A 26,048-nucleotide genomic window follows, 5' to 3' on the forward strand; every position below is an offset into this window, starting at 1 on the left:
GCGCGCGGTCCGGCGTCGGCGATTGATCTAACCACAGACTCTGCCGCCGAAGCCGTAAGGAGGCGTCGCCGAGCTCGCCGCGCCGGTAGCCGCCCGCGCGAACGGCGAACGGCGAACGGCGGCCCAGGCTTCGGCCGGGGCCGCCGACGTGGAGCGGGATGCTCAGCGAGTGGCGATGATCGCCGATCCGTGGCCGAAAAGGCCCTGGTTCACAGCGATTCCGGCGCGCGCGTCCTCGACCTGCCGCCCGTCGGCCTGGCCGCGCAACTGCCAGGTGAGCTCGCAGACCTGAGCGATCGCCTGTGCCGGTATCGCCTCACCGAAACTGGCCAGGCCGCCACTGGGATTCACCGGCACCCGGCCGCCCAATGTGGTTGCGCCACTGCGCAGTAGCTGTTCCGCCGCGCCTGTTTCGCAGAGTCCGATGTCCTCGTACCAGTCCAGTTCCAGCGCCGTGGACAGGTCGTAGACTTCCGCGAAGGACAGATCCGCGGGTTCGATCCCGGCCTCTTCGTAGGCGGCGTGGGCGATGGCGGATCGGAATGTCCCGGGTGTGGCGGCGACCGCCACCGCGGAGTCGGTCGCGAAATCCGGCAGATCGAGCACGGTTTTCGGGAAGGTCGGGGTGACCGTCGACAGTGCGCGGATGCGCACCGGGTCGGTGATGCCGTGCCGCCGTGCGTAGTCCATCGAGGTCAGCACCAGGGCGGCCCCACCGTCGCTGGTCGCGCAGATGTCGAGCAGCCGCAGCGGGTCGGAGACGACCGCCGAGGCGGCGACCTCCGCCGCCGAAACCTCTTTGCGGTAGCGGGCATACGGGTTGTTCAGTCCGTGCTTGGCGTTCTTCACCTTCACGGCGGCGAAATCGTCGAGCGTGGCGCCGTGTATCGCCATCCGGCGGCGCGCGTAGAGCGCGAAGTAGATCGGGTTGGTGGCGCCGAGCAGGTGGAAGCGCAGCCAGTCCGGATCGTCGCGCCGTTCGCCGCCGACCGGCTGGAAGAAGCCTTTGGGGGCGGCGTCCGCGCCGATCACCAGTGCCACGTCGGTCAATCCGGCGAGGATCTGGGCGCGAGCGTTGGCGATGGCCTGCGCGCCCGAGGCGCAGGCGGCGTAGCTGCTCGAGATCCGCGCGCCGGACCAGCCCAGGGCCTGGGCGAAGGTCGCTCCCGAGACGAAACCGGGGTATCCGTTGCGGATGGTGTCCGCACCCGCGATATAGCCGACATCGCGGTGCTCCACTCCGGCGTCGGCCAATGCCGCGCGGGCGGCGACCAGGCCGTATTCGACGAAATTGCGTCCCCACTTGCCCCACTGGTGCATGCCCGCACCGAGGACGGCGATGTCGCGATCATTCGTGTCAGTCATTGACCGGCCTCCACATCCACACCGTGTGTTCCGCTTCCTCGTCGGTGTACAGCGTGCCGAGGGCCAATTCGACCGGCATGTCGACGGCCAGGTCGTCCACCGTGAAGCCGGGAACGACCTGTCCGAGGATCACCATCTGCTCGACCTCGAATTGCACCGCCGCGACGACATACGGCTGGAACGGCTCGGCGGAGACGTAGGGCGCGGGTGGTTTGTAGCGAGCGTCCGCGTACGACCAGATCCGGCCCCGGGTGGAGAACAGGTACTCGGCAAGCTCGGAGCCGTCCTTGGGGGCCGCACAGTACGGGTTGCGACAGGCGAGGGTGTTCCGCGGGAAATACGGTGTGCCGCACTCGTTGCAGCGTGTCCCCTGGAGACGTATCGCGCCGTCTGCCGTGGTGAACCAGTCCGCCACGGCGGGGCGTTGTTCTTTCTGCACACGCCGACGGTATAGGAACACGTTCTATTTTGGGGCCGGAATCGGCTCCGATGCCGTGCGGGCGGCGGTACGGTGAGGGCGCATCGGGGATGTGCCGCAGGCCCGAGCCGAACTGGAGTACCTGACGCGATGGGCACCGAAGCTGTCGAACCACTGGCGATCCGCAACGTCATCCTGATCGGGGATGAGGACGGGGTGGCCGGGCTGGCGCACCGGCTGCGCAGATTGTCCGGCAGCCCCGGGACTTCGATCCGCTGGGTCACCGACCGGGTGGAGCACACGCTCCGGGTCGCCGAGGTGTCGAGCCGGTCCCCGGAACGGTCCATCCGGGTAGCCGAGGGCGTGATCGCGGTCGTCGACGCGACCGTGGGCAGCACCCCGCGACTCGAGGCGATGTTGCGCGCCGCCGACGACTACCAGGTGGCCCGGTTGTGCCTGGTCACCGGCCTCGACCGGCCCGGCGCCGATTTCGACGGCTGTGTCCGCGCGATCGCCGATATTCGCGGCGCGGTCCCGCTGCCGGTGCATCTCCCGCTCGGTGTGGGCGCCGGGTTCCGGGGTGTGCTCGACCTGGTCCAGCCGGTCGCCGAAAACCCGGGCGGCCCTGGGCGAATCGCCGCGCAGCGGCATCGTGAACTGGTGCACACGGTGAGCGGGCAGGCGAGGGCTATGTCACCCGGACGACTGCGCCATGGCATCGCCCGGCTGACCCGGCTCGGCGAGGTCGTGCCCATCCTCTGCTGTGCGGCGCCCGGGGTCGATGACCTCGCGCCGCTGCTGGACGCCGTCGTCCGCTACCTGCCCTCGCCCATGGAGGTCTGTCAGCCCGAACACGCCCTCGACCAGTGACCCCGACACGGGTGATCAATGGGCTCGCGGAATCGGAACGCACACGGCACTATTCGAGCGGTGTCCTACACGCTCGCCGATGTCCTGCCGTCCGTCGCCGCGTCCTTCGGGTTGGCCGATCCCAACCGCCTTGGGCTCGAACCGAATCGAGATGTCGTACTGCTGCTGATCGACGGATTGGGGGCCGAACTGCTCGCGCGGCACACCGATATCGCCCCCACGCTGGCGGCGCGTGTCACCCACACGCTGACCGCCGGGTTCCCGGCGACCACCGCGACCAGTCTGGCCAGTCTCGCGCTGGGCGCGCCGTGTGCCACGCACGGCATCATCGGGTACTCCTTCGCTCTGCCCGACACCGGTGGCCGCCGACTGTTCAACTCGCTGACCTGGCGACTGGACGCCGCCACGGGAGCCGATGCTCGCGAAGAGTTTCCGCCGGAGCGGGTGCAGCAGCGGACCAGCCGTCTACAGGATCTCGCCGCGCACGGGGTGGAGGTGCACTATGTGATCCCGGTCTTCCAGCGCACCTCGGGCCTGACCCGCGCCGTCTTCCGCGCCGCGGGCACAATGCATCCGGCCGCGACGCTGGAGGAGGTGCGGGACGGAATCCTGGATGTGGCAACGCATTCCGATGCACGGCCGCGATTCGCCTACGCGTATTTCTCGGAGCTCGACGCCACCGGCCACCTGTGCGGGCCGGAATCCGAGCAGTGGCTGACGGTCCTGCGCGATGTCGACGCCTTCGTCGCCGGTCTGCTGTCCGATCTGCCGCCCACGTGCACACTGCTCATCACCGGCGATCACGGAATGATCCACGCGGACAACGTGATCGACCTCGACGCGCGGAGCCGGCTGCACGACGGCGTGCACCTGATCGCGGGTGAGGCCAGGGTGCGGCACGCCTACCTGGACCGGCCCGCGGCACTACCCGATGTGCTGGCGGCGTGGAGCGACGAATTGGCCACGCACGCACGGGTTGTCACACGCGAGCAGGCGCTCGACGAACACTGGTTCGGTCCGACCCCGCCCCAACCCGTCATCGCCGACCGCATCGGCGACCTGCTCGCCGTGGCCGAGGGCCGCAGCGTGCTGGTCTGCCCGGCCCGCGAACCGCTGGAATCGACGCTGATCGGCCACCACGGCGCCTGGACCGCCGACGAGCAACTGGTTCCGTTGATCAGCGGTGTCAGTACAAGGTCGTGATCCAGCGCCGGGTGTCGGCCGGGTCGATGACGTCGTCGAGTTCGAGGACGGCCGCGGCGTTGAGCGCCTTGCTGTTGGCGTAGGCGAATTGCACCATGGCGTCGAAGGTGCGCTGGCGTTCGGCGAGGTCTTCGATCGCTTCGAGTTGTCGGCGGAAGCCCAGCCGCACCGCGCCTTCCAGGCCCATGCCGCCGATTTCGCCGGTGGGCCAGGCGATGACGAAGCGTGGACTGCGGAAGGAGCCCGCCGCCATCGCCTGGGCGCCCAGCCCGTACCCCTTACGCAGGACGACGGTGCCGAAGGGGACCGACAGGGCGGCGCTGTCGATGAACAGCCGGGCGAACTTGGTGACGGTCGCTTCCCGTTCGGCCTCCGGCCCGACCATGAAACCCGGTGTGTCACAGAGCGAGACGATCGGCAGGCCGTGCGCGTCGCACAGCCGCAGAAACGCGCTGAGCTTCTCGGCGGCCGGTGCGTCGATGGCTCCGCCGAGATGGTGGCCGTTGTTCGCGATCAATCCGAGCGGCCGTCCTTCGACCCGGGCCAGGGCGGTGACGACACCGATTCCCCAGTCCGCCCGCAGTTCCAGCACCGAATCCACATCGACGACGGCCTCGATCGCGGCCCGCACGTCGTAGGCGCGTAACCGGTTCTCCGGCACCACATGCCGGGCCAGTCGCGGGTCCGGTGCGGTCCAGTCGGCCACGCCGCCGCGGAAGTAGGCCAGGTAGCGTCGCGCGACTTCGACGGCGTGCGCCTCGTCCCGGGCCACCACGTGCACCACGCCGTTGCGCCGCTGCACCTCGATCGGCCCGATGTCCTCGGGCGCGTACACCCCCAGCCCGCCGCCCTCGATCATCGCGGGGCCGCCCATCCCGATATTGGCGTCCGGAGTGGCGATCACGACGTCGCACATGCCCAGCAGCGCGGCGTTCCCGGCGAAACAGCGACCGGACACGATGCCGATCAACGGCACTCGCCCGGACAGCGCGCCCATGGCGCGGAAGGTGGTGACCTCCAGACCCGAGACGCCGGTGTAGTCGGTGTCGCCGGGCCGTCCGCCGCCGCCCTCGGTGAAGAACACCACCGGGAGTTGTTGCTGGTGCGCCTGTTCCAGCATCCGGTCGGCCTTGCCGTGGTTGCGCATCCCCTGGGTCCCGGCGAGGACGGTGTAGTCGTAGGACAGCACGACCGCACGCGCGGAGTCGATGGTGGCGACACCGGCGATCAAGCCGTCCGCGGGGGTATTCGCGATGAGGTCGGCGTCGTTGCGGCGCTGCCGTTGCGCGGCGATCGCGAGCGCGCCGTATTCCCGGAAGCTGCCCTCGTCGACAAGGTCGGCGATGTTCTCCCGGGCGGTGCGCCGGCCCAGTCGATGGCGTTTGGCGACCGCCTCCGGTCGCGCGTCGTCGTGGCCGGCGCGGTGCCGTTCGCGCACCTCGGCCAGGTCGGGGCGGATCGCGTCGAGGTCGATTTCGGTTGTCGCGGAGCCGGTTCCGTCATGCTCGGCGGCGGTCCAGCTGACGAGCAGCGCATGCGGGTCGACGATCGCTCCGGCGGCGGCGAAGGCGCGCCGCACCAGCAGCGGCGTCTCGGCGCGCAGCACGTGCTCCATTTTCATCGCTTCCAGCACTGCGACCTCGCCGCCGGCCGCGACGAGTGTGCCCGGTGCGGCGATGCTGACGATCGTGCCGCCCATCGGGGAGCGGAGGGCCTGCTCGCCATCTAAAAGGTCTGGGGTGGAACGGTTTTCGGGCTGCGAAGACGCATCGACCGGGATGGGCGCATAGCTCGCGGCGTCGGCGATCAACTTCTCCGCGTTCTGCTCGAACCAGGAGGTGGATACCGGTCCGGCTTCCCCGAGCTGATCCAGGACCGCCTGAAGCAGAGGCGCGTTCGTATCCACTCCGGCGATCACGGTCTCCGCCAGCGCGTCCGCACATCGTCGCAGCGCGGCGGGATACGACGTCCCGCGAGCGATCACCTTCGCCAGCAGCGAATCGAAGTGCGCTCCTACGCGCAGGCCCGGCTGGGCCGCGGTGTCGACTCGGACGCCCGCACCGGTCGGCGCGGTGAAATGGGTGAGCGTCCCGGTGCTCGGCAGCAGGTCGCCGCCGGGCGTGACGAGCTCGGCGTTCACCCGGGCCTGAATCGCGAAGCCGCGCGGTGCGGTATCCGGCAGCTGGAGTTCGTCGAGCGTGCCGCCCTGCGCGAGATCCAATTGCGCCGCGACCAGATCGAGCCCGATGGTCTCCTCGGTGACCGTGTGCTCGACTTGCAGGCGCGGATTGACTTCCAGGAACCATGCCTCGTCGTCGCGGACCAGGAATTCGACGGTGGCCAGTCCACGAAGGCCGACCGACTCGGCGAGCCGGACGGCATCCGCGTGCAACTGGTTCCGCGGCGCGGCAGCGAGATTCGGCGCGGGTGCGATCTCGATGAGCTTCTGTCGGCGGCGCTGCACACTGCAATCGCGATCACCCAGCGCCGCCGCGCGGGTTCCGTCCCCGATGACCTGAACCTCGATGTGCCGGGCGCCGGGCGCGAGCGCCTCCGCGTAGAGGGTGCCGTTGCCGGAACTGGCGAGCGCCTCGGATCGACAGCGCTCGTAGGCGTCCGCCACTTCGCCGGCGGCGCGGACGACGCGCTGACCACGCCCGCCGCCACCGTGCGTCGCTTTGATCATCACGCCGTGCGGGTGCTCGGCGAGCAGCGCTTGGATCGCGGGCAGGCCGGGGTCGGCGGCCGTCGCGGCCAAGACCGGCAGACCTGCCTCCAGCGCCGCCTGCCGGGCCGTGAGTTTGTCCGCGAAGATCCGCAGCGCCGCCGGATCCGGCCCGGCGAACACCAGTCCCGCGGCCGCGCAGGCCGCCGCGAAATCAGCGTTCTCGCTGAGGAATCCGTATCCCGGGTGGACCACCGCACCCGGCCCGGCCGCGGCGGCCGCCTCGACCACCGCCGCCACGTCCGAATACGCCGCTGCTCCCGTACCGGGTAGCAGCACCACCTCGTCGGCGAGCCGGGCCGGCAGCGCCGAGCTTTCGGCCGCGGTGCACAGCGCATACGTCGTGTATCCACGCTCCCGGGCGGTGCGCAGCACCCGGACCGCGACTTCGCCCCGATTGGCGATCACTACCTTCACGCCGCCCAGTCTGCGTCGCCGGTGCCGCCGATGTCACGCCGCGGTCGCCGAACGGCATGCCCCGATGTGCTGTTCGGTGCCACCTGTCCGGCTAGCGGTGCGGGACCGGTTTCGCGGTATCCGGCTGGTCGCGATAGCTGCGTGCGACGAGCGCGGAGCGCAGATACCACAATCCGCTGGCCTGACTCGGATCGAATCCGGTGATCGCGGCAATGCGTTTGAGCCGGTAGTCGACGGTGTTGGTGTGCACATGCAGCGCGTGGGCGGTGCGCTGGCGATTGAGGTTGTTGCTGATGTGCAGGTGCAGGGTGCCGAGCAGTTCGGGGTGCGCGTCCAGCGGGTCGAGCAGCGTGCACAGCTGTTCCCGGCCCGGACCGGGCCGGGTCAGTTGATATTCCAGGGCGAGGTCGTCGAATCGGTACAGGCCCCGTTCGAGCCGCAACCGCTGCACCATGTCGAGCAGTTGGTGGGCTTGGTCGGAGGCGGTGGGGATGTCGGCCGCCGCCGCGGCGACCACGGCCGCGGTGATCGGCACCTGCCCGGCCTGGGACAACGTAGCCACGAGCCGGTCCAGGTCCACCAAGTCGGCGGTGTCGGGAATGAGCAGGGTCCCGCCGTCGACGCTGAGCAGCGACAACACGGTGTCGCCGACGGCGGCGAGCGCGGCCTGGACGCGCCGCAGTTTGCGGCGGGCGACCACCGTGCGGTCCACCGCGGGGTTGGCCTCCTCCGGATGCGGGGGGATGGACAGCGCGAGTACGTGGTACCGGGCAGCGATCTCGATGCCGGATTCGCGGGCCATGGTGGAGGTGGGATGCCCGGCCAGCAGGGCGGAAGTCATGGTGTGCACACCGTGGTGGTGTTCCCGGATGACCGAACGAAGTTCCCGCACATAGGCTTTCGAGACGGCGGTGGTCATGGTGTCGAGGATGTCGACGACGATGCGCGCCCCGCCGACGAGATCGTCGTAGTCGCCGCGGCGCAGCACCAGCAGATCCTGGTCGCCGTCCTCGGTGTAGCCGGTGGCCGCGTTCGTGACGACGAGATCGAGTCCGAGGCGGAACCCTTCGTGCATGGCGCGGTGCACGGTGTCGATCGGCACGCCTTCACGCGCCCACTGTGCCGCGGTGTGCTCGAGCCGGCGGATCTTCTCCGGCGCGTTGGTGCCGTCGAGCATGCTGACCGCCAACTCCAGGCACACGCGGGTGACGGAGGTGACGTCGCCGTCGAGCGATTCTCCGGGCAGGGTGCGGCACGCGACCACCGTCTCCAGGAAATGGTTGACCATCTCCCGGGACAGGGCGCGGACGTTCCGGAGCGGCTCGGCCAGCGATGTTCCGGTGCGCGTCCGGCCCGGATTATGCGATGTGTCCACGGTCATCGGTGACCTCTCTCCCGACCTGCTAGGAGCGGTTGATGTAACCCGCTCTCTCAGAAACCGTAAACTGCAAACGAACTCACCTTCTACTCCTCTTCGGAATCTCGGTGTTTACCGCGAAAGATGCCGATCTACCTGGGTGGATGCCGGTCGCCGCAGTGGACTGCGGAGTGCCCGCAAGACCAATTACTGGGGTGCCGCTCACTTTTCACGCGGCTTGCGCGCGCTCCGCGTCGGTCCAGGCCGCGATCATGCGCGCCGTCATCCGGATGGCCTCCTGGCGCGCCTGGGCGTCGACCTCCAGTGCCGCGGACCGCAGCACCGCCGCGAAACAGGTGTTGATCAGGACAAAGGTCATTACGTCGTACTCGTGATCGTCGCCTGGACCGAGCAACTGGATCACCATCACCTTGACCAGCAGCCGTAGCCGCGGCTCGAATTCGGGGATGCCGCTGCTGTAGAACTGCACGCCCTCGACCAGCGCGCGCACCAGCCGGGCCTGGGCCGCCAGTTCCTCGGCGAGCACTTCGAGAATGCCGGTCACCATCTCCAGCGTCGACCGATCCGAAAGGCCGAAAATCTGCTGGGTGAACCGTTGTTCGATGTTTTCCAGCAGCCGCCGCAGCAACTCCTCGACGATGACGCCGCGGTCGGAAAAGTAGCGGTAGACGGTGCCGATGCTGACCCCGGCTTCGGCCGCGATGCGGTTGGTCGAGGTGTTGGCGATACCGCGTTCGCCGAACAGCGCCGCCGCGGTATCCAGAATGTGCTCCCGGGTTGCCTTCGCGCGTTCCTGGGCGGGACGACGCCGCTGACCCGAAGCTTTCGACGGCATCGAATCCTCCTGCCGACTCGAGAAAAATGAGCGGCGCTCAGCTTAGGCATGGTCCGCGCCGCCGCGTGGGCGAATTCCTGATCATGAGCCGCCCTCATAGGGTGAAATGTGGTGGATCAACGGAGGTGTGATGACCGGGCGAGTACCGAAGAGCAGGCTGGCGCGCGGCGGCAGGATCGGCGCGATGGTGGCGGGCCAGGCGATTCGCGGCGTCGGAACACGCCTGTCGATGATCGGACGCCCGGAGCAGGCGCGCGAGCTGCTGGCCGAGCGATCCACGTTGCAGGCCGCACAACAGCTGGTCACCGTACTCGGCGGCCTCAAGGGCGCGGCGATGAAAGTCGGGCAGATGCTGTCGGTGCTCGACGTCGACCTGATGCCGGAATCGCACCGGGAGATGTTCCGGGTCAAGCTCGCCGAGCTCCGGGACCAAGCGCCGGAGGTGCCGTTCGCGGGGATGCGCAAGGTGATCGAGGATGATCTGGGCCCCTTGACACGGGTGTTCGCGGATTTCGACGAGACCGCGATCGCCGCGGCCTCGATCGGCCAGGTCTATCGGGCGCGGCTGCGCGACGGCCGCGAGGTCGCGGTGAAGGTGAAGTATCCGGGCGTCGACGACGCCGTCGAGGCGGACATGCGCAATCTGGCGATGTTCAGCCGATTATGGAAGTCGGTGCTGCCCAGCGCGGCCGACAACGAGGTGCTCGACGAGATCTCCCGCAGTATCGGCAGCGAACTCGACTACGAGCGCGAAGCCCGGACCCAGCATCGCATCGCCGAGCGCTACCGCGGCCATCCGTTCAGCACGGTCCCGGACGCGATCGAGGAACTGTGCCGTCCGCACGTGCTGGTGACGGAATACATCGCGGGACAGTCTTTCAAGGAGATCCGGAAGCTACCGGCCGCTGACCGGGACCGGATCGGGGAACTGGTGTACCGCTTCTATGTCGGGTCGATGTTCTCCGACTACGAATTCTGTGGCGACCCGCATCCCGGCAATATCCTGTTCGCCGATGACGGCCGGGTCGGCTTCGTGGATTTCGGGCTCTACAGCCACATGGAACCCGAGCACGTCGAACTCGAGCGTGAATGTCTGCTCGCCGCAGGCGAATACCGCGCCCAGGACCTGTACGACGCCTGGGTCGGGCGCGGCATCCTCGACCCGGAATCCGAGGTCTCCGAACAGGAAGTCCTGGACTACGTGTGGGCCGCGGCGGGCTGGCACCTGCTCGACGAGGAGATCACCATCACCCCCGAACTCGCCACCGGAGCGGTGATCATGGCCGTGGATCCGCGGGCGGCCGAGTTCAAAGGCATGCGCACCCAACGCCTTCCACCCGAGCACGTCTTCTCGCGCCGCACGGACCTGTTCACCTTCGCCGCCCTCGGCCAGCTGCACACCACCAACAACTGGCACCGCATCGCCCGCGAATGGCTGTACCGGGAACCGCCGTCCACCGAGATCGGGCGCGCGGTGGCCGCGTGGCAGCAGGCACGGCACTGATCATCCGTGCCCGCCGTGGGACATCGGCATCGGAACGGGTTGCTGACCAGGCCCGAGCACGAGGAACTGGCCCATCATGCCGCGATCTTCGTGCAGCAGCAGGTGGCAGTGATACATGTAGGGATAGGTCGGGTCGGTGTGCTCGGAGAACCGCATGACCAGGGTGTAGGTGGAGCCGGGTCTGGTGTAGACGGTGTCCTTCCAACCGGCGAGTACCGGTGGCGGTGCCGCGCCGTCGATGTCGGTGATCCGGAACTGGACGTCGTGCACGTGGAAGTTGTGCGGCCAGTTGTCGGCATTGCGTACGGTCCATACCTCCGTGCTGCCGGCCGCGACGGTGAAGTCGATGCGGTTCATGTCCATCCGGGCGTGGTTGATCTGGAACCATTGCAGGTCGAAGCGTCGGTGGGCGACCGCGGCCGCGGTCGGAATCGCCGCACCGGGGATCAGCGCGTCCGGCACGGCGGCGGCGTCGGCGACCGACGTAGTGCCGCGTAACTCCAGAATGTCGAAGCTGTCGTCGAAGCCGAACTCGCGAGCTTCGGCGACGTCGATGTCGCCACGATTCTCGATCGGCAGCGCCCGCAGCATGACTGTGTCACCGGCCCGGATCGGCACCACGATCTCGGCTCGCTCACCCGGGCTGAGCTGAATCCGGTTGAGCGATAACGGCTTCGGTAGCAATCCTCCATCGGTGCCGATGACCTGGAATTGCCGGTTGTCGGCGAAGCCTAGGTGGTAGAGCCGTCCCGAGAATCCATTGAGCAGGCGCAACCGGATTCGGGACGTGCGTGCCCGAAGATAAGCCCCCGCAATGCCGTTCGTGATGACGGTGTCGCCGAGCAGGCCGATATCGGTCGGGGCGGCTTCGTCGAGGGCACCGTCCGCGGTGAATCGCCGGTCCTGGATGACCAGCGGGATATCGTCCACCCCATAGTCTTTCGGCAGATCGAGTCGGTCCGCGGCGTCGTCGTCGACCAGGAAGAATCCGGACAAGCCGCGATAGACGTGTTTCTCGGTGCCGCCGTGTGGATGCGGGTGGTACCACAGGCTGGCCGCCGGTTGATCGATGGTCCACGAGGGGGCCCAGGTGCCGCCGGGGGCGATCGTCTGATGCGGCCCGCCGTCCATCCGGGCGGGCACCCGCATACCGTGCCAGTGCAGCGTGCTCGGTTCGGGCAGGTCGTTGCGCACCTCGATCGCGACCGCCTCGCCGCGCCGGGCGCGGAGCGTCGGGCCGAGGTGCGGCCCGTTCACGCCCCATGTGGGCGTGTGCTTGCCGGGCAGGATTTCGGCCGCGCCCGGTGCCATCGTGAGCCGGAACCGGCGCACACCGTCCGCGTCGACGGTCGAGTCGGCCAGCGGTGGGATCGGTAGCGGCCGCGGTCCCGGCACGGGAGCGTCCGAGCGGCCGAGGGCGCAGCCGGTGCCGAGGACGATCGGCGTGGCCGCGAGCCCGGCCAGAAACCCCCTTCGCGAAAAAGTCATATCGAAATCCTGGTCGGCGGCGGTCTGCGTCTCCTCCGCCCGCGGGCCGCTGTTTCGCGGCGAGACGGTCCTGCCACCGGCCCTTGCCGCGATGCTTGCTGTGTGGTAACCGATAGCTCGCCGTCTCCTGCCGGGGGAGGAGGCGGCGGACCGATAACGTCCCCTACCGTGGATCGGTGACCGAAACCGTCCCGCGCCGTGACCAGTGGCTGCTGCTGCGCTGCGTCCCCCTGGCGTTGGTCCCGCTGCTCCTGCTCGCGAGCACCTTCCCCGGCCAATACCGGGTGCCGATGAGTTACTGGCTGCTCTCGATGACGGCGGCGGCGCTGCTCGTGCTCGGCGTCCGGTGGCCGCTCGCGGTCTCGGTGGCGCTGTCCGCGCTGGCGATACCGATGTTCCTGGCCGACGCGTGGGGATTGTCGGGTCTGGTGCCCTACCTCGGTGCCGTCGCGCTCACCGACGCGGTGATGCGCACCCACCATCGCGGCGCGGTGGCGCTGGCCGCGGCGTGCTGGGCCGCTTCGCTGCTGATCGGACTCTGGTTCGACCACATGCCGTTCTGGCGCGCGGCGACCGCCGTCGAGACCGTCGCCTATGCCGGACTGCCGCTGCTGCTGGGGTTGTATCTGCGCGCCCAGCGCGATCTGGCCGAGAAGTTTCGCCTGGAGGCCCTTGCCGCCGAAGCGCGCCGGGCGGAGGCGGAATCGCACACCCGCGCCGCCGAACGCAGCGCGCTGGCCCGGGAGCTGCACGATCTGGTGGCGCACCACATGGCCTCGATCGTGTTGCGGGTGGAGGTGGCCCGGCACGTGCTGGCCGATCCCGATCCCCGCGTGAGCTCGGTGCTCGACGATGTCCACGGGGCGGCCGCGGATTCGCTGGCCGACATCCGGCGGCTGCTGGTGGCGTTGCGCGATCCCGACCTCGGCGCGGTCGCGCTGGTGGAGTCCGAGACGCTGGGTCGTGAGGTCGCCGCGGCGGTGGAGCGGGCACGGGCCGCGGGGTTCGTCATCGACGCGGACCTCCTCGCCGACCCGTCCGGGCTCGACGCGGTCGGGCGGCTGACGCTGCTGCGGATCGTGCAGGAGTCACTCACCAACGTGATGAAGCACGCCGACCGTGCGCTACCGGTCGCGGTGACGGTGGCGCGCGGCGACGGCGGCATCACGGTGCGGATCGGCAGCGGCGGTCGCGGCGTGCCGCCGAACCCCTTGGGGCACGGCATCATCGGGATTCGCGAGCGCGTCGATATCGCGGGCGGTCTGGTCCAAGCGGGCCCGGCGCCGGACGGCTGGATCGTCGAAGCCTGGTTGCCCGCGACCGCCACCCGGGAGTTGACGCCGCGATGATCACGGTGCTGCTGGTCGACGATCAACGCCTGATCCGCACCGGCCTGCGGATGCTGCTCGAATCCACCGCCGATATGCGGGTCGTCGGGGAGGCCGCCGACGGTGTCGAGGCGGTGCGGCTGTGCGCGGAATCGGCTCCCGCTCTGATCCTGATGGATCTGCGGATGCCCGGTATGGACGGCGTGGCGGCGACTCGCCAGATAGTCGGATCAGGTTCCGCGGCAAAGGTATTGGTGCTGACCACCTTCGACGACGACGAGCACCTCTATCCCGCGCTGGCCGCGGGCGCGGCGGGCTTCCTGGTCAAGGACACCGCCGCCGCCGACCTGCTCAGCGCCATCCGGCGCACCATCGACGGCGACATGCCCTTCTCGCCCGCGCTGGTGCCCAGACTCGTCGGCCGCGCCCTGGCCGGCACGCCGGAAGCCGCACCCGACACTGTCGCGATCACTCCCCGCGAGCGGGAGGTGCTCGCCCTGGTCGGCACGGGCGCGAGCAATCAGGAGATCGCCGACCGCCTGCACCTGGGCGTCACCACCGTGAAGACCCACGTGGCCAACCTGATGGACAAAACCGGCTGTGACAACCGGGTCCGCCTGGCGGTCTACGCACACCGCCGCGGCGCGGACACCGGCTAGAACGTGTTCTAATCGAGGGCACCGTTCCGGCGATCCCGTGGGAGTTTGCACGATGTACCAGTGGTCCGACACCGACCTGATGTTCCGCGACGCCCTGCGCGGGTTCATCGACAAAGAGGTCAAGCCGCACGTCGAGCAGCTGGAGAGCGGTGAGCTGCCGCCGTTCGACATCATCCGCAAGCTCTACGCCGCCTTCGGCATGGACGAGATGGCCCGCGAGAGCCTGGCGAAAGCGATCGCGCGCGCGGAAGCGGAGGAGCGCGGCGAAACGCCCGTGGCCGCGGCGAAGTCCGGCTTCAGCGGGGCGGGCAGTATGGGCGTGATCCTCAACAGTGAGCTCGCCGGCGTCAGCCTCGGACTCGTCGCGTCGATGGGTGTTTCGCTGGGCTTGACGGTCGGCACCATCCGCAGTCGCGGCACGCTGGCGCAGCGCAAGCGCTGGCTGCCGGAACTGGTCACCTTCGAGAAGGTCGGCGCCTGGGCGATCACCGAACCCGACTCCGGCTCGGACGCGTTCGGCGGTATGAAGTCCTACGTGCGCCGCGACGGCGAAGACTACATTCTCAACGGGCAGAAGACCTTCATCACCAACGGACCCTACGCCGATGTCACCGTCGTCTACGCCAAGCTGGACGAGGGCGACGCCGCCGTCGACCGCCGCGATCGGAAGGTGCTCAGTTTCGTCCTGGACCGCGGGATGCCCGGCTTCACTCAGGGTAAGCCGTTCAAGAAGATGGGCATGAATTCCTCGCCGACCGGCGAACTGTTCTTCGACAACGTCCGCATCGGCAAGGACCGGCTGCTCGGCGAAACCGAGAACCCGGCCAAAGGCGACGGAAAGGACAGTGCGAAAGAATCTTTCGCCGCCGAGCGCATCGGCATCGCCTCGCTGGCGCTGGGCATCATCAACGAATGCCACCGCCTCTGCGTCGAGTACGCCAAATCGCGCAAGCTGTGGGGCCGGGAAATCGCCCAGTTCCAGCTCATCCAGCTCAAGCTCGCCGAGATGGAGATCGCCCGAATCAATGTGCAGAACATGGTCTTCAACGCCATCGAACGCACCGCGGCCGGCGAGCAGGTCTCCCTGGCCGAGGCTTCGGCCATGAAGCTGTACTCCTCGCGCGCCGCCACCGAGGTGGCCATGGAAGCCGTGCAGCTGTTCGGCGGCAACGGCTACATGCGCGAGTACAAAGTGGAACAGCTCGCGCGCGACGCGAAGTCGCTGATGATCTACGCGGGCAGCAACGAAATCCAGGTCACCCATATCGCCAAGGGCTTGCTGGGGGCGTGATCCGGGCAGCGGCCGCGGGCTCGAGCCCGCGGCCGCACCGACGGCTAGGCGTCCATCGGGACGTCCACATAGGCCGGACCGTGCTTGTCCGAGAGCGTGACGGTGCCGCCCGTGTCGGGTTGGTCGGGATAGAAGTAGAGCAGGTCCCGGGCGTCGACGACGAGGACCAGTTTGTGGCCGATCGGAATGTGATAATCGGTGGCTTGCAGGCGCATTCGGACCTCGGCCGGTTGACCCGCCTCCTGGTTGTGGACGGTGCCGGCGGCGTGGGTGATGATCCGCATGGCGCCGGTGAAGGCGTTCAGGTCGAAGAGGTAGGCGATGACGGTGACTTCGCGGCCGGAGGGTGTGACCGTCAGCCCGATTTCGGGCGTGCCGGCGATATGCTGCGGCCGCGCGAATCGCGCGGTGTTCCAGACGGCGGCGGCCGTGCGGTCGACCTCGGGGAGTTGCTGCCGAACGGGCATCAGCAGTCGTTCCCGGAATCCGTCCATGACCAGCGCGGTCACGGCCTGGACCTGTGCGCCGGCGGCGTCGAACTGCTGGCTGAATTCGGACGGGGCTTCCGAAGTCAAGGTGCCGTCGGACGATTGACCCGTCGGCGCCGTCAGGTAGAAGCGTCGCACGGCGCGTGACCAGGAACTCAAATCCGCGGCGGCGGCGTTGCCGAAGCTGTGCATGGTCTCGGTGTGCACGACGCCGTCCCGGTCGATGCCGTTGTCTACGCCGAGCAAGTAGCGGTCGAACCAGTCGTAGGCGGCTTCGGTGGTGCGAGTGTGCACCCCGAGCAACAGGCCCGGCACCTCCACCGCCCCATGGTCGCCTATGGCGAGGTCCAGGCGTTTCGGTCCGGGATACCGCTCGAAGAATTCCAGCAACTGGTTCTGCGGGAAGATCGTTTCGTGCCAGAAGCTGGTGAAGAAGGTGGGCACGGGGCGCAGTTCGGGCAGCAGGGCGGGGGAGCGGTGGCTCGCGTACTCCAGGACCGGCTCGATATTGTTCGCCCGGAATTCCTCGAGCACCTTTTCCAGCCCGACGCTGGGACGGTCGCTGATCGCGGCCAGTGCTTCCGCGGCCGCCGTATGGCGGGTGCCGTTGTCATAGAGCGCCTCGCCCAGGTCGGCCCAGGTGCTCAGTGCGACAACAGCTTTCACGCGCTCATCGGCGTGCGCGACGAGCTGGCTGATGCCGGAACCGTAGGAGATGCCCGCCATGCCGATCCGCTGCGAGTCCGCGTTCAATTGCTCGTGCTCCAGCGCCCAGTCGATAACGCAGCTGCCGTCCCGGACGTCTTCTTCCCCGGCGACGGTCAGCTTCCCCTCGGAACCGGGCAGGCCGCGTTCGGTGTATGCCACCACCGCGTAACCGCGCATCAACAGCCGAATGATCGCCCCGGAGTACATCTTCCATCCGGCCGGATCCAGGCCGGCCGGCAGGACGATCAGCGGATGCGGGCCGCCGGTGCGCGGCCACGCGGCAATGCCGTCGAGCAGGACGCCGTCACCGGGGATCAGCGCTTTGCCCAGGACGCTGTGCGCCCGCACGGCGGCGACGTCCTCGGCGACATAGTCGGGAACACCGGTGGCCGTGCCGGTCAGCAACCCGTTCGCCACGGCCTCGACGAGGGCTTCCTGATCGGGGGCCAGCAAACGCACTTGATTCGAACGCGCAGGGGACATGTTCGTATCCTTTCGAGACCGGCTTCGGTCTCTGCGGCGAGCAGTGAATCCGCGAACAACGTTGGCGCGGAGGGGATTCCGTCAAAACGGCAAGGGTGAATCACGCCGGCGAATGCGGTGGCGGCGCTCGTGATGATCGAAATGAGTTCGAACACAACGGCTTTGATGAAAGATTACCGCCTTGTTTCCGCAGCCGATGCGAATTCGGATTCGATACCGGAAGTCGGGTTTTACCGCCGGCGTTCGGATTCGCCGGACGTGCGACCGGACCGCCGGGATAATCGGATCTTCGGGGATTTCCCGGTCGAGAGGAGACCACGGTGTCGGAGTCGCGATCGTTCTCGGTGGGCACCATGGCGGGCGTCAATCCGCCCCTGGGCGCGGCGCGGTTCCTGGTGCGGCTGGCCCGGCTGGGGCGGCTGGATTCGGTGCTGGCGCCGGATCATCTGATCAGCGTGTTCCCGAAAGCGGTGTGGGACAGCGACTTCACGCCGCAGGCGAAGACCGTGCCCAGCCCGGACGCCCAGTTCGATTTCGCGCCGTTGCTGGCGCATCTGGCCGGGGGAGCGGGCGGGGTACAGCTGGGTGTCGGGGTGACCGATCCGCACCGCCGGCATCCGGTGCTGCTGGCGCAGACCTTCCTGACCTTGGCCCACATGACCAAGGCGCCGCCCATCCTGGGTATCGGCTCCGGTGAGAAGGAGAACCTGGACCCGTACGGATTCACCTGGGATCGCCCGGTGAGCAGGCTCGAAGAGGCATTGCAGGTGCTGCGTGCCTGTTTCGACGCCAAGGGTCCGATCGACTTCGACGGCAAGTACTACCGCATCGAGCAGGCCCCCATGGATCTGACCGTGCCGCCGGATCGGCTGCCGCGGATCTGGATCGGCGCGCACGGCCCGCGGATGCTGGAGCTAACCGGGCGCTACGCCGACGGTTGGTACCCCTGGGAGGCGCTCACCCCGCAGGAGTACGCGGGCAAACTCGAGGTGGTCCGCGCCGCGGCTGCGGCCGCCGGGCGCGATCCGCTGGCCATCGTCCCGGCGCAGATGATCGCGATGATCACCGCGCGCACCCGGGACGAGATCAAGCGTCAGCTGCGCGCGCCCGCGGTCCGCTATCTGGGGCTGATGGCACCGGCCGCCGTATGGGCTCGCTGCGGTGCGAAACACCCGTTCGGCGCGGACTATCGGGGACTCGTCGAGATGATGCCGCACCGGTTGACCAGAGCCGAGGTGCTGGACGCGATCGCCGAGGTCCCCGAGGAGGTGCTGCACGAGTGGCTCGTGATCGGTACTCCCGCCGAAGTTCTGATCCGTCTGCGCGCGCAAGCCGACGCGGGCTTACGGCACGCGATCGTCTTTCCGAGCTCGGCCCTGGTCTCCAACGCGGACGCGGCCTTCGGCTACGGCGTGGTGCCCTGGCTGGCGGCGCGCATGCGCCGGCAGAGTCATTCGTCCCGGTCGTAGTCGGCGATGCCGCGCTTCCAGTATCCGGCGATCAAGCAATCCTTCGGGCCCACACCCAGGTCGGTGCGGACCCAGCGGCGTAACGGGCGCAGCGCGCCGGCCTCCCCGGCGATCCACACATAGATCCGTTCGCCGGCGGGCGCTCGCACGTCGCGCAGCGCCTGCGCCAAGGCGTCACCGCTGCCCGGTTCCGCGGCGCCGCGCGGCACCCAGCGCACCTGGACACCCGGCGGCGGGTTCAGCTCGATCTGCTCGCTCTCGGCGCCCACCTCGATGAACGCCCAGCCGGCGGCCTCGCGGGGCAACCACTCCAGCCAGCGGGCGATAGCGGGCAGCGCGGTCAGGTCACCGGCGAGCAGATACCTGTCGTAGGTGCGCGGCACCACCACGCCGCCCGGCGGGCCCGCGATGTGTACGCGGGTGCCCGGAGTGGCGGTCAGTGCCCACTCCGAGGCGAGGCCGCCGGGATGGATCGCGAAGTCGATGTCGAGTTCGCCGTCGCCGTACCGGCGCACCGTGTATTCGCGCGAAACCGGCCGGGGCGCACCCCATTCCAGCGACATCCCGTCGCGCCGCGGTAGCCGGAGGACACCGTCGTCGCACGGAAAGATCAGGCGCACATGCTCATCCGGCACGTAGCTGTGGAAACCGTCCAGCTCCGGACCGCCGAAGGTGATCCGCAGCAGTCCCGAGCCCACGGCAACGCTGCGCCGCACCTCGACTTCGCACAGTCCGATCGGGTAGCCGACTTTGGCCCCGTGCGTTCCCGCCAGGACTTCCCGGATGCGTTCGGCGTAGGCGCTGCGGTCCATCATGCACCGAAGATAGCCTAACCTGATTTCAGGGTAGAAAGTCCGCCGAATTCGCGCTCTGGAACACTGTGTGCGGTATAGCGTTTCCGCACGATCACGGTTGGCGACGGTGTGAGGAGGGTTCTTGGGAACAGATCAGACACTGCTGCATCGGTTCGCGATCGCCCAGCTGACGGCCGCGGGCATCGATCGGAACCGGCTGATCCGCGAATGCGGCATTCCCGAATGGACGCTGACCGGCGACGGCGTGCACCTACCGAGCGAAACCTTCTGGCGCGTCTGGGAAATCGGGGCGCGCTGGCTCGACGATCCCGATGTGGCATTGCGCGTGGCCAGCCGCTACCAACCCAAAGTGCTTCGGCTCTACGACTATCTCTTCATCAGCGCGCCGACGGTCGGAGCCGGGTTAGCGACCTGTGGCCCGTACATCGCCGCGGTCACCACCAATCATCGGTTCGATCTGTTCGACACCGATAGCGGTCCGACGCTGCGGGTCGACATGGTCGACGGGGCGGGCCGGGCCCGAGATCAAACCCATCAGTGGGGATTGGCGGCCGTGCTGTCCCGAGCGCGCCGCGTGGTCGACGCACCGTTGATCCCGGCCAAGGTCTCGTTCCGCCAGCGCGCGCCACGTCGGCTCGACGTCTATCGGGAGGTCTTCGGCGACACCACCTTCGACTTCGATGCCGACCTGGACGCGATGACCTTCCGTGAATCCGATATGCGGCTGCCGCTCACGACGGCCGACCCGGATTTGGCCGAGGTGCTGCGACCGCTGGCCGCGGCGCTGCCGCCGCCTCCGCCGCTGACGAGCGCGTGGCCCGAGCGCGTCGCCGTGGCGATCGGCGAGGTGCTCGGCGAGGGCGAGGTGTCACTGGAACAGGTGGCGCGCCGGCTGGCGACGAGTCCGCGCACTTTGCAGCGCCGGCTGGCGGAGGCGGGCACGACCTGGCGGCGCGAATTGGACCGGGCCCGGCACGCCCGGCTCGCGAGCGCGACGGCCCGGGGCCCGCTGAGCCGGGGCCGGCAGGCCGAACTATTGGGGTATGCCGACGCGACTTCGATGCGCCGGGCGGCGTTGCGCTGGTCGGTGGCCAGTCACGCGCAGCGTTCGGACAGCCGGGGCTAGACCTTCAGATGGCTGGCGGCGATATTCCAGAACATCGCGCGGTCCATGGCCCCGAGATCCCAGGTTTCGACGATCGCGCGTGAGGTGGCGACGATGCCCGGTACGTCGAAATCCTCGCGCGTCGCCGTACCTTTGGCCTCCAAGGCTGTGATCACGTAGGCGATGGCGCTTTCGTGCGAGTGGGGCACAACATCTCCAATCCGGCATCCGACGAGCTACGCGAAACGTGCATCAGGTTGGCGTGCAACGGAATCCGTTGCGGAGCACCCCGGCCCCGCACGACACTGCCGCCTGCCTTCCGGCTCGGAGGGCAGGGCCACGGGGGTGCGGATCCTCAGTGTCGCCTCGGCGATCGGCAATCGGCCAGCGCGGAACATGTCAACGTCGGGCAAACGCGCCAAGGTTCGTCGGCGGCCCGGTACTGGTCGTTTGCTATCTTGAACGTCGTTCAACCAGGCAGTGGAGGAAAGCGTCGTGGATCGTGTCGAGAACACCCGTGCGTCGAAGGTCGGCTTCGCCGCCCGGGACTTGGCACAAATCGCCGTCTTCGCGGCGCTGATCGCCGCGCTGGGTCTGCCGGGCACGATCACCGTCGGTTTCAGCGGGGTGCCGATCACGGTTCAGACGCTCGGTGTGATCCTGGCCGGCGCGGTGCTCGGTGCACGCAAAGGCACGGCTGCGGTGCTGGTATTCATCGCATTGACGCTGATCGGTTTGCCGTTGCTCTCCGGGGGCCGCACCGGGCTGACCGCGCTGGCCAGCCCGACCGCCGGTTACCTGCTCGGCTGGATCCCGGCCACCCTCGTCATCGGCCTGCTGACCGCCCGGATCCTGCCGAAGTACCCGATCGCGCTCGGCCTGCTGATCAACGCGTTCGGTGGTCTGGTCGTCATCTATCTCTGCGGATCCCTGGGCCTGCTGCTGCGCACCGACCTGGACCTCGCGCACGCCATCTCCACGAACTTCGCGTTCATCCCCGGTGATCTGGCGAAAGTTGTCGTCGCGACGGTCGTCGCCAAGGGTGTGCACCGGGCGTACCCGGGTTTGATCCGTGCCTGAGATCGTCTTCGACTCGGTGCGCCACGCCTTCGGGGACCGCACCGTCCTCGCCGGTATCGACCTGCGCATCACCGAACGACGCGTCGGGATCATCGGCGCGAACGGGTCCGGCAAATCCACGCTGGCACGCATGATCAACGGCTTGCTGATCCCCGCGGCGGGACGCGTCACGGTCGACGGTCTCGACACCGCCCGCAAAGGCGGCCAGGTGCGTCGCAAGGTCGGGTTCGTCTTCACCGACCCCGACACTCAGATCGTCATGCCCACCGTCGCCGAGGACCTGGCCTTCTCCCTGCGCCGGTCCGGCCTGAGCAAACCGGAGATCGCCGCCCGCGTCGAGGAGATGCTGGTGCGGTTCCAGCTCGCCGACCACGCCGACCACCCGTCCCATCTGCTCTCCGGTGGGCAGAAACAACTGCTGGCCATCGGCGCGGTCCTCATCCGCAAGCCGGAACTGATCATCGCCGACGAACCGACCACCCTGCTGGATCTCCGCAACGCCCGCGTCGTCGCCCACGCCCTCGACACGATGGACCAGCAGGTCATCGTCGTCACTCATCAGCTGGCCCTGCTGGACGGCTTCGACCGGGTCATCCTCGTCGACAACGGCGCGGTCGCCTTCGACGGGGCTCCGGCCGACGCCGTCCACACCTACCGGGCCCTGGTCGGATGATCGGCCTGTACCGGCCGGGAACCTCGCCGGTGCACCGGCTTTCGCCCGGCCCGAAACTCCTGCTGCTGCTCGCGGCCGTCGTCGCCGCGACAGTGTTCGCGCGCACCCCGCTACGCGTCGCCGTCGCGGCCCTGATCGTCGCGGGTTTGTTCGCGACCGCCCGCATTCCGGTCGGAGTCGCTGCGGCTCAACTACGTCCGTTGACCTGGATGCTCCTGATCATCGCGGCGTTCCAGGTACTCCTCACCTCACCCGCCCAGGCTTTCGTCGTGTGCGGCCTGCTCCTGATCTCGGTCGCCCTCGCCGCCCTGGTCACTCTCACCACCCGGGTGACCGACATGCTCGACACCGTCACCCGCGCCCTCGGCCCCCTGCGCCGCTTCGGCGTCGACCCCGACCGCATCGCCCTCCTCCTGGCCCTCGCCATCCGCTGCGTCCCCCTCCTCACCGCCATCGTGCAGGAGGTATCCGAAGCCCGCCGCGCCCGCGGCCTGCAATGGTCCATGACCGCCCTGGCAACCCCGGTCCTGGTCCGCGCCCTGCGCACGGCCGACGCCATGGGCGAGGCCCTCGCCGCCCGCGGCGTCGACGACTGAGCCGTGGGCGGTCAGCACTTCGAGTGCTACACGGCAACCACACGTACCTGCTTGCCACAGAGCATTGCCATGTCGTCGGCATCGGAGGTCAGGATGACGGCTGGTTTCGAGGCACGGAGAGCGGTCGCCGCCACCACGGCGTCGATCGCGTACTTGTGCCCGTGCAGGCCTGCGGCACGCAGCAGATCGATGGCATGAAACGCGATCTCGTCGGTGACAGGCTCGATGCGCAAACGGGACAGGTACCAGCGAAAGCGGTCGTTCTTCGCCCGCATGTTGTACCCCTCGACAGGAGTGAGAGCGCTGATCGCGACCCGGAAATCATTGTCCTGCGCTTCGCGGACGTACGCGGTGACTCGCTGGTCCGCGGCACACCACTTCGACAACCCTTCGCTGTCGAGAATCAACGTCCCCGCAGACAGCCGGCTTCGCGTTCGCGCCACCCCTCATTCCCCCTGCAACTCGGGCGCGGACCGCACCTCGCGGAACAGCGCTGCCGCTTCGTCTTTGAAGTCCGGTGGTATCGGCGCGGCTTGTGCCTCGTTGGCGAGCAACGCCTCTTCGAGCAGGTCTCGTTCGATCTGGCGCTCGACGGCGGCGTCCACGTAGGCGGAGAATCCACGCGCGCCGACGCGGTCTTTGATCGCGCGGATGTTTCCGGCTCGCAGGGAGACGCTCACCTTGGCCGCCGGCCCCTCTCCCGGCGGGAAGTCCGCAGGTAGTGCACTCATGACCCGAGTTTACTACTCCGAGTAGCAAACGGCCTGGGCGCTGGGTGCTGGTCGTCGCGTGGAGCGGGCAAAAAGAAAGGGCAAGGAGTGTGTTTCTCCTTGTCCCTTCTCACTGTATAGCGCACCCCGGGGCTTGCGGCAAGGGCGGGGTGAGGGCGCATAATCGCTGGCCGAAGCTTGGACCTGCGGAAATGGGAGTTGCGAATGCCTGTGTCAACTCAGGGGTACGAAGACGAATTGCGGTCCGAGCAGGATTATGTGGCCGGGCTGTACGAGTGGCTGGATGCCGAACGCGCGCGGGTTCGGGGTCGCCACAGCGAGGCGCTGCGGGGGACCGGGGTGTCGGCGATGGAACGGGACTTCGAGGTGCGCGCGCTGGCCAAAGAGGTCAAGCGCCTGGACGTGGCCGACAACGGGCTGTGTTTCGGCCGGTTGGACACCGTGACGGGTGAGCGTTCCTACATCGGCCGGATCGGGATCTTCGACCAGGCGAACGAGTTCGAACCGCTGCTGCTGGACTGGCGCGCGCCGGCCGCGCGCCCGTTCTATGTGGCGACGGCCGCGAGTCCGGAGAACATGAGCCGGCGCCGTCAGTTCCACACCCGCGGGCGCACCGTGGTCGATTTCACCGACGAGGTGCTCGGTCGTCCCAGCGGTGACGAGCACGGGGCCGACGCGGCGCTGCTCGCCGCGGTCAACGCGCCGCGCGGGCAGGGGATGCGCGACATCGTCGCGACGATCCAGGCCGAGCAGGACGAGATCATCCGGCTGGATCATCCGGGCGTGCTGGTGATCGAAGGCGGTCCCGGCACCGGCAAGACGGTGGTGGCGCTGCACCGCGTCGCATACCTGCTCTACACCCAGCGCGAGCGGATGGAACGGCAGGGCGTGCTCGTCGTCGGACCGAACCCGGCGTTCCTGAACCACATCGCGCATGTGCTGCCGTCGCTGGGCGAGACCAATGTGGTGTTCATGACCGCCGGCGATCTGCTGCCCGGTCTGCGCGCCACCGCCGAGGACGCGCCGGATGCCGCGCGGATCAAGGGCTCGCTGCGGATCCTGGAGGTACTGCGAGCGGCCGTCGCCGACCGGCAGCGGCTGCCCGCGGAGCCGATCTCGATCGAACTCGCGGACACCACGGTGCGGATCGACGCCGAGACCGCGGAGTGGGCCAGGGACGAGGCGCGCGCGACGGGCCTGCCGCACAACGCGGCGCGCGCGAAGTTCACCGAGATCATCACCTACGTGCTCACCGAGCGGGCGATCGCCCGGATCGGCAAGGGCTGGCTGACCCGGTCGGACAAGGAGGCGTGGGAGCAGCTACGCGAGGACCTGCTCACCGAACTCGCCGAGCACACGGTCTTCGCCGCCGCGCTCGACCAGCTGTGGCCCACGCTGACCCCGAAAACGTTTCTGGCGGAGCTCTATTCGTCGCCCGAACGACTGAACGCGGCGGGCGCCGACGTCGCGCTGTACCGGGCCGACGGCGCCGCCTGGACCGTGTCGGACGTCCCGCTGCTGGACGAACTGTTCGAGCTGCTCGGCCCCGACAAGCCGGTCGACGACACCGCCGAGCGGGAACGGCGGAAGGAGGCCGCGTACGCCGCCGGAGTGCTGGAGGAGCTGCTGGTCAGCCGCGAGGACCACATGGACGACGAGGATCACCTGTTCGCCTCCGACATGCTCTTCGGCGCGGATCTCGCGGAGCGGTTCATCGAACGCGATACCCGCGAATTGGCCGAACGCGCTGCGGCGGACCGGGATTGGACCTACCGGCACATCGTCGTCGACGAGGCGCAGGAGCTCTCCGAGATGGACTGGCGGGTGCTGATGCGCCGTTGCCCCGGTAAGTCCTTCACGATCGTCGGCGATCTCGCGCAGCGCCGGTCGGCGGCCGGTGCGACCTCGTGGGACGCGATGTTCGAGCGGTACGTGCCTGGTCGCTGGGTGTACCGGTCACTGACGGTGAACTATCGCACCCCGGCGGAGATCATGTCGGTCGCGGCCAAGGTGCTCGCCGAGTTCGCGCCCGAGGTCCAGGCGCCGGAATCGGTCCGCTCGTGCGGCGTCCAGCCCTGGTCCAGGGAGCTCACGGCCGACGAATTACCCGCTGCCATCGAGGAATTCGTGCGTGCCGAAGCCGACCGCGAGGGCACCAGCATCGTGATCGGACCGCCCGGCGTGCCGGGGACGGTACCGGCGTCGGAGACGAAGGGACTGGAGTTCGACGCCGTTCTGGTCGTGGAACCGGAGCGGATCCTCGCCGACGGACCGCGCGGCGCGGCCGAACTCTACGTCGCCCTGACTCGAGCAACGCAGCGTCTCGGAGTGCTCCATCAGGGCCCGCTCCCGCAGGCCCTGACCGGGCTCGCGGCTGTCGGGCCGACCGCCCAGGCCGGAAATCGGCTGTAGGCCCTGC

The 26,048-nt window shown here is 68.5% G+C and carries 23 protein-coding genes; 12 read left to right on the plus strand and 11 right to left on the minus strand.

From position 1 onward, the window contains the following. Positions 1-162: 162 nt before the first annotated feature. Together BJ987_RS17125 and BJ987_RS17130 are read right to left on the minus strand one after the other, a co-directional pair. Positions 163-1,365 carry a lipid-transfer protein gene (locus BJ987_RS17125; RefSeq protein WP_209890809.1) on the minus strand — a complete coding sequence of 401 codons (1,203 nt, stop codon included), beginning with the start codon at positions 1,363-1,365 and terminating at the stop codon, positions 163-165. After that, positions 1,358-1,804, minus strand: a complete 447-nt coding sequence (locus tag BJ987_RS17130) for a Zn-ribbon domain-containing OB-fold protein (RefSeq protein ID WP_372446868.1) — start codon at positions 1,802-1,804, stop codon at positions 1,358-1,360. Before BJ987_RS17130 ends, BJ987_RS17125 begins: the two co-directional genes overlap by 8 nt. 129 nt (positions 1,805-1,933) lie before the next feature. Here BJ987_RS17130 and BJ987_RS17135 point away from each other — a divergent pair, with 129 nt between their 5' ends. Together BJ987_RS17135 and BJ987_RS17140 are read left to right on the plus strand one after the other, a co-directional pair. After that, positions 1,934-2,653 carry a GTP-binding protein gene (locus tag BJ987_RS17135; protein WP_209890812.1) on the plus strand — a complete coding sequence of 240 codons (720 nt, stop codon included), beginning with the start codon at positions 1,934-1,936 and terminating at the stop codon, positions 2,651-2,653. Between the two features lie 60 nt (positions 2,654-2,713). Then, positions 2,714-3,856 carry an alkaline phosphatase family protein gene (locus tag BJ987_RS17140; protein ID WP_209890815.1) on the plus strand — a complete coding sequence of 381 codons (1,143 nt, stop codon included), beginning with the start codon at positions 2,714-2,716 and terminating at the stop codon, positions 3,854-3,856. Here the strand turns inward: BJ987_RS17140 and BJ987_RS17145 are convergent. The 3 genes from BJ987_RS17145 to BJ987_RS17155 all read right to left on the minus strand — a co-directional run bounded on the left by BJ987_RS17145 (position 3,840) and on the right by BJ987_RS17155 (position 9,211). Beyond that, positions 3,840-6,998 carry an acetyl-CoA carboxylase family protein gene (locus tag BJ987_RS17145; protein ID WP_209890818.1) on the minus strand — a complete coding sequence of 1,053 codons (3,159 nt, stop codon included), beginning with the start codon at positions 6,996-6,998 and terminating at the stop codon, positions 3,840-3,842. The genes BJ987_RS17140 and BJ987_RS17145 overlap by 17 nt on opposite strands. 91 nt (positions 6,999-7,089) lie before the next feature. After that, entirely contained in the window at positions 7,090-8,379 is a 1,290-nt protein-coding gene (locus BJ987_RS17150) for a PucR family transcriptional regulator (RefSeq protein ID WP_209890822.1), read from the minus strand. A 205-nt stretch (positions 8,380-8,584) separates the two neighbouring features. Beyond that, a complete protein-coding gene (locus BJ987_RS17155; protein ID WP_209890826.1) occupies positions 8,585-9,211 on the minus strand; it encodes a TetR/AcrR family transcriptional regulator in 627 nt (208 codons plus the stop codon). 130 nt (positions 9,212-9,341) lie between these two features. On the opposite strand from BJ987_RS17155, the gene BJ987_RS17160 reads away from it, so the two are divergent. Beyond that, a complete protein-coding gene (locus BJ987_RS17160) occupies positions 9,342-10,715 on the plus strand; it encodes an ABC1 kinase family protein (RefSeq protein WP_209890828.1) in 1,374 nt (457 codons plus the stop codon). Here the strand turns inward: BJ987_RS17160 and BJ987_RS17165 are convergent, their stop codons facing one another. Continuing rightward, positions 10,716-12,203, minus strand: coding sequence for a multicopper oxidase family protein (locus BJ987_RS17165; RefSeq protein ID WP_209890831.1), 1,488 nt, complete (start codon positions 12,201-12,203; stop codon positions 10,716-10,718). It lies immediately after the preceding gene. Between the two features lie 176 nt (positions 12,204-12,379). Here BJ987_RS17165 and BJ987_RS17170 point away from each other — a divergent pair, with 176 nt between their 5' ends. Genes BJ987_RS17170 through BJ987_RS17180 form a run of 3 tightly spaced genes read left to right on the plus strand, consistent with a single transcriptional unit; the run spans position 12,380 to position 15,481 of the window. Then, positions 12,380-13,552 carry a sensor histidine kinase gene (locus tag BJ987_RS17170; protein ID WP_307869647.1) on the plus strand — a complete coding sequence of 391 codons (1,173 nt, stop codon included), beginning with the start codon at positions 12,380-12,382 and terminating at the stop codon, positions 13,550-13,552. Beyond that, positions 13,549-14,190: a response regulator gene (locus BJ987_RS17175; RefSeq protein ID WP_209890835.1), complete on the plus strand. Its 642-nt coding sequence runs from the start codon at positions 13,549-13,551 to the stop codon at positions 14,188-14,190. Before BJ987_RS17170 ends, BJ987_RS17175 begins: the two co-directional genes overlap by 4 nt. Positions 14,191-14,242: 52 nt before the next feature. Continuing rightward, on the plus strand, positions 14,243-15,481 hold the full coding sequence (locus BJ987_RS17180; protein WP_209890838.1) for an acyl-CoA dehydrogenase family protein: 1,239 nt from the start codon (positions 14,243-14,245) through the stop codon (positions 15,479-15,481). Positions 15,482-15,525: 44 nt separating this feature from the next. Here the strand turns inward: BJ987_RS17180 and BJ987_RS17185 are convergent, their stop codons facing one another. Continuing rightward, positions 15,526-17,160 carry a CocE/NonD family hydrolase gene (locus BJ987_RS17185; protein ID WP_209890841.1) on the minus strand — a complete coding sequence of 545 codons (1,635 nt, stop codon included), beginning with the start codon at positions 17,158-17,160 and terminating at the stop codon, positions 15,526-15,528. 320 nt (positions 17,161-17,480) lie between these two features. Between BJ987_RS17185 and BJ987_RS17190 the strand changes: the two genes are divergently transcribed. After that, the gene (locus BJ987_RS17190; RefSeq protein WP_209890844.1) at positions 17,481-18,629 is read left to right on the plus strand and encodes an LLM class flavin-dependent oxidoreductase; all 1,149 of its coding nucleotides are present in this window, start codon (positions 17,481-17,483) and stop codon (positions 18,627-18,629) included. Here BJ987_RS17190 and BJ987_RS17195 read toward each other — a convergent pair. Beyond that, positions 18,611-19,441, minus strand: coding sequence for a siderophore-interacting protein (locus BJ987_RS17195; RefSeq protein WP_209898573.1), 831 nt, complete (start codon positions 19,439-19,441; stop codon positions 18,611-18,613). The two genes, BJ987_RS17190 and BJ987_RS17195, sit on opposite strands and share 19 nt — an antisense overlap. A gap of 124 nt (positions 19,442-19,565) precedes the next feature. On the opposite strand from BJ987_RS17195, the gene BJ987_RS17200 reads away from it, so the two are divergent. Further along, complete coding sequence (locus BJ987_RS17200) at positions 19,566-20,570, plus strand: AraC family transcriptional regulator ligand-binding domain-containing protein (protein WP_209890847.1); 1,005 nt, start codon at positions 19,566-19,568, stop codon at positions 20,568-20,570. On the opposite strand, the gene BJ987_RS17205 is transcribed toward BJ987_RS17200, so the two are convergent. Further along, positions 20,567-20,758, minus strand: coding sequence for a hypothetical protein (locus tag BJ987_RS17205; RefSeq protein ID WP_209890850.1), 192 nt, complete (start codon positions 20,756-20,758; stop codon positions 20,567-20,569). The two genes, BJ987_RS17200 and BJ987_RS17205, sit on opposite strands and share 4 nt — an antisense overlap. Before the next feature lie 286 nt (positions 20,759-21,044). Between BJ987_RS17205 and BJ987_RS17210 the strand changes: the two genes are divergently transcribed. Genes BJ987_RS17210 through BJ987_RS17220 form a run of 3 tightly spaced genes read left to right on the plus strand, consistent with a single transcriptional unit; the run spans position 21,045 to position 22,898 of the window. After that, entirely contained in the window at positions 21,045-21,629 is a 585-nt protein-coding gene (locus BJ987_RS17210; protein ID WP_209890853.1) for a biotin transporter BioY, read from the plus strand. Further along, positions 21,622-22,302 carry an energy-coupling factor ABC transporter ATP-binding protein gene (locus tag BJ987_RS17215; RefSeq protein ID WP_209890856.1) on the plus strand — a complete coding sequence of 227 codons (681 nt, stop codon included), beginning with the start codon at positions 21,622-21,624 and terminating at the stop codon, positions 22,300-22,302. Before BJ987_RS17210 ends, BJ987_RS17215 begins: the two co-directional genes overlap by 8 nt. Further along, positions 22,299-22,898, plus strand: coding sequence for an energy-coupling factor transporter transmembrane component T family protein (locus tag BJ987_RS17220; RefSeq protein ID WP_209890859.1), 600 nt, complete (start codon positions 22,299-22,301; stop codon positions 22,896-22,898). The genes BJ987_RS17215 and BJ987_RS17220 overlap by 4 nt, the downstream gene beginning before the upstream one ends. Before the next feature lie 26 nt (positions 22,899-22,924). On the opposite strand, the gene BJ987_RS17225 is transcribed toward BJ987_RS17220, so the two are convergent. Further along, positions 22,925-23,341, minus strand: a complete 417-nt coding sequence (locus BJ987_RS17225; RefSeq protein ID WP_307869649.1) for a PIN domain-containing protein — start codon at positions 23,339-23,341, stop codon at positions 22,925-22,927. Positions 23,342-23,344: 3 nt separating this feature from the next. Continuing rightward, on the minus strand, positions 23,345-23,629 hold the full coding sequence (locus BJ987_RS17230) for a hypothetical protein (protein WP_209890861.1): 285 nt from the start codon (positions 23,627-23,629) through the stop codon (positions 23,345-23,347). A 210-nt stretch (positions 23,630-23,839) separates the two neighbouring features. Between BJ987_RS17230 and helR the strand changes: the two genes are divergently transcribed. After that, a complete protein-coding gene (helR, locus tag BJ987_RS17235) occupies positions 23,840-26,041 on the plus strand; it encodes an RNA polymerase recycling motor ATPase HelR (protein WP_209898579.1) in 2,202 nt (733 codons plus the stop codon). The last annotated feature ends 7 nt before the right edge of the window (positions 26,042-26,048 follow it).

Origin of the sequence: Nocardia goodfellowii, assembly GCF_017875645.1 — a bacterium.
GTDB lineage: Bacteria > Actinomycetota > Actinomycetes > Mycobacteriales > Mycobacteriaceae > Nocardia > Nocardia goodfellowii.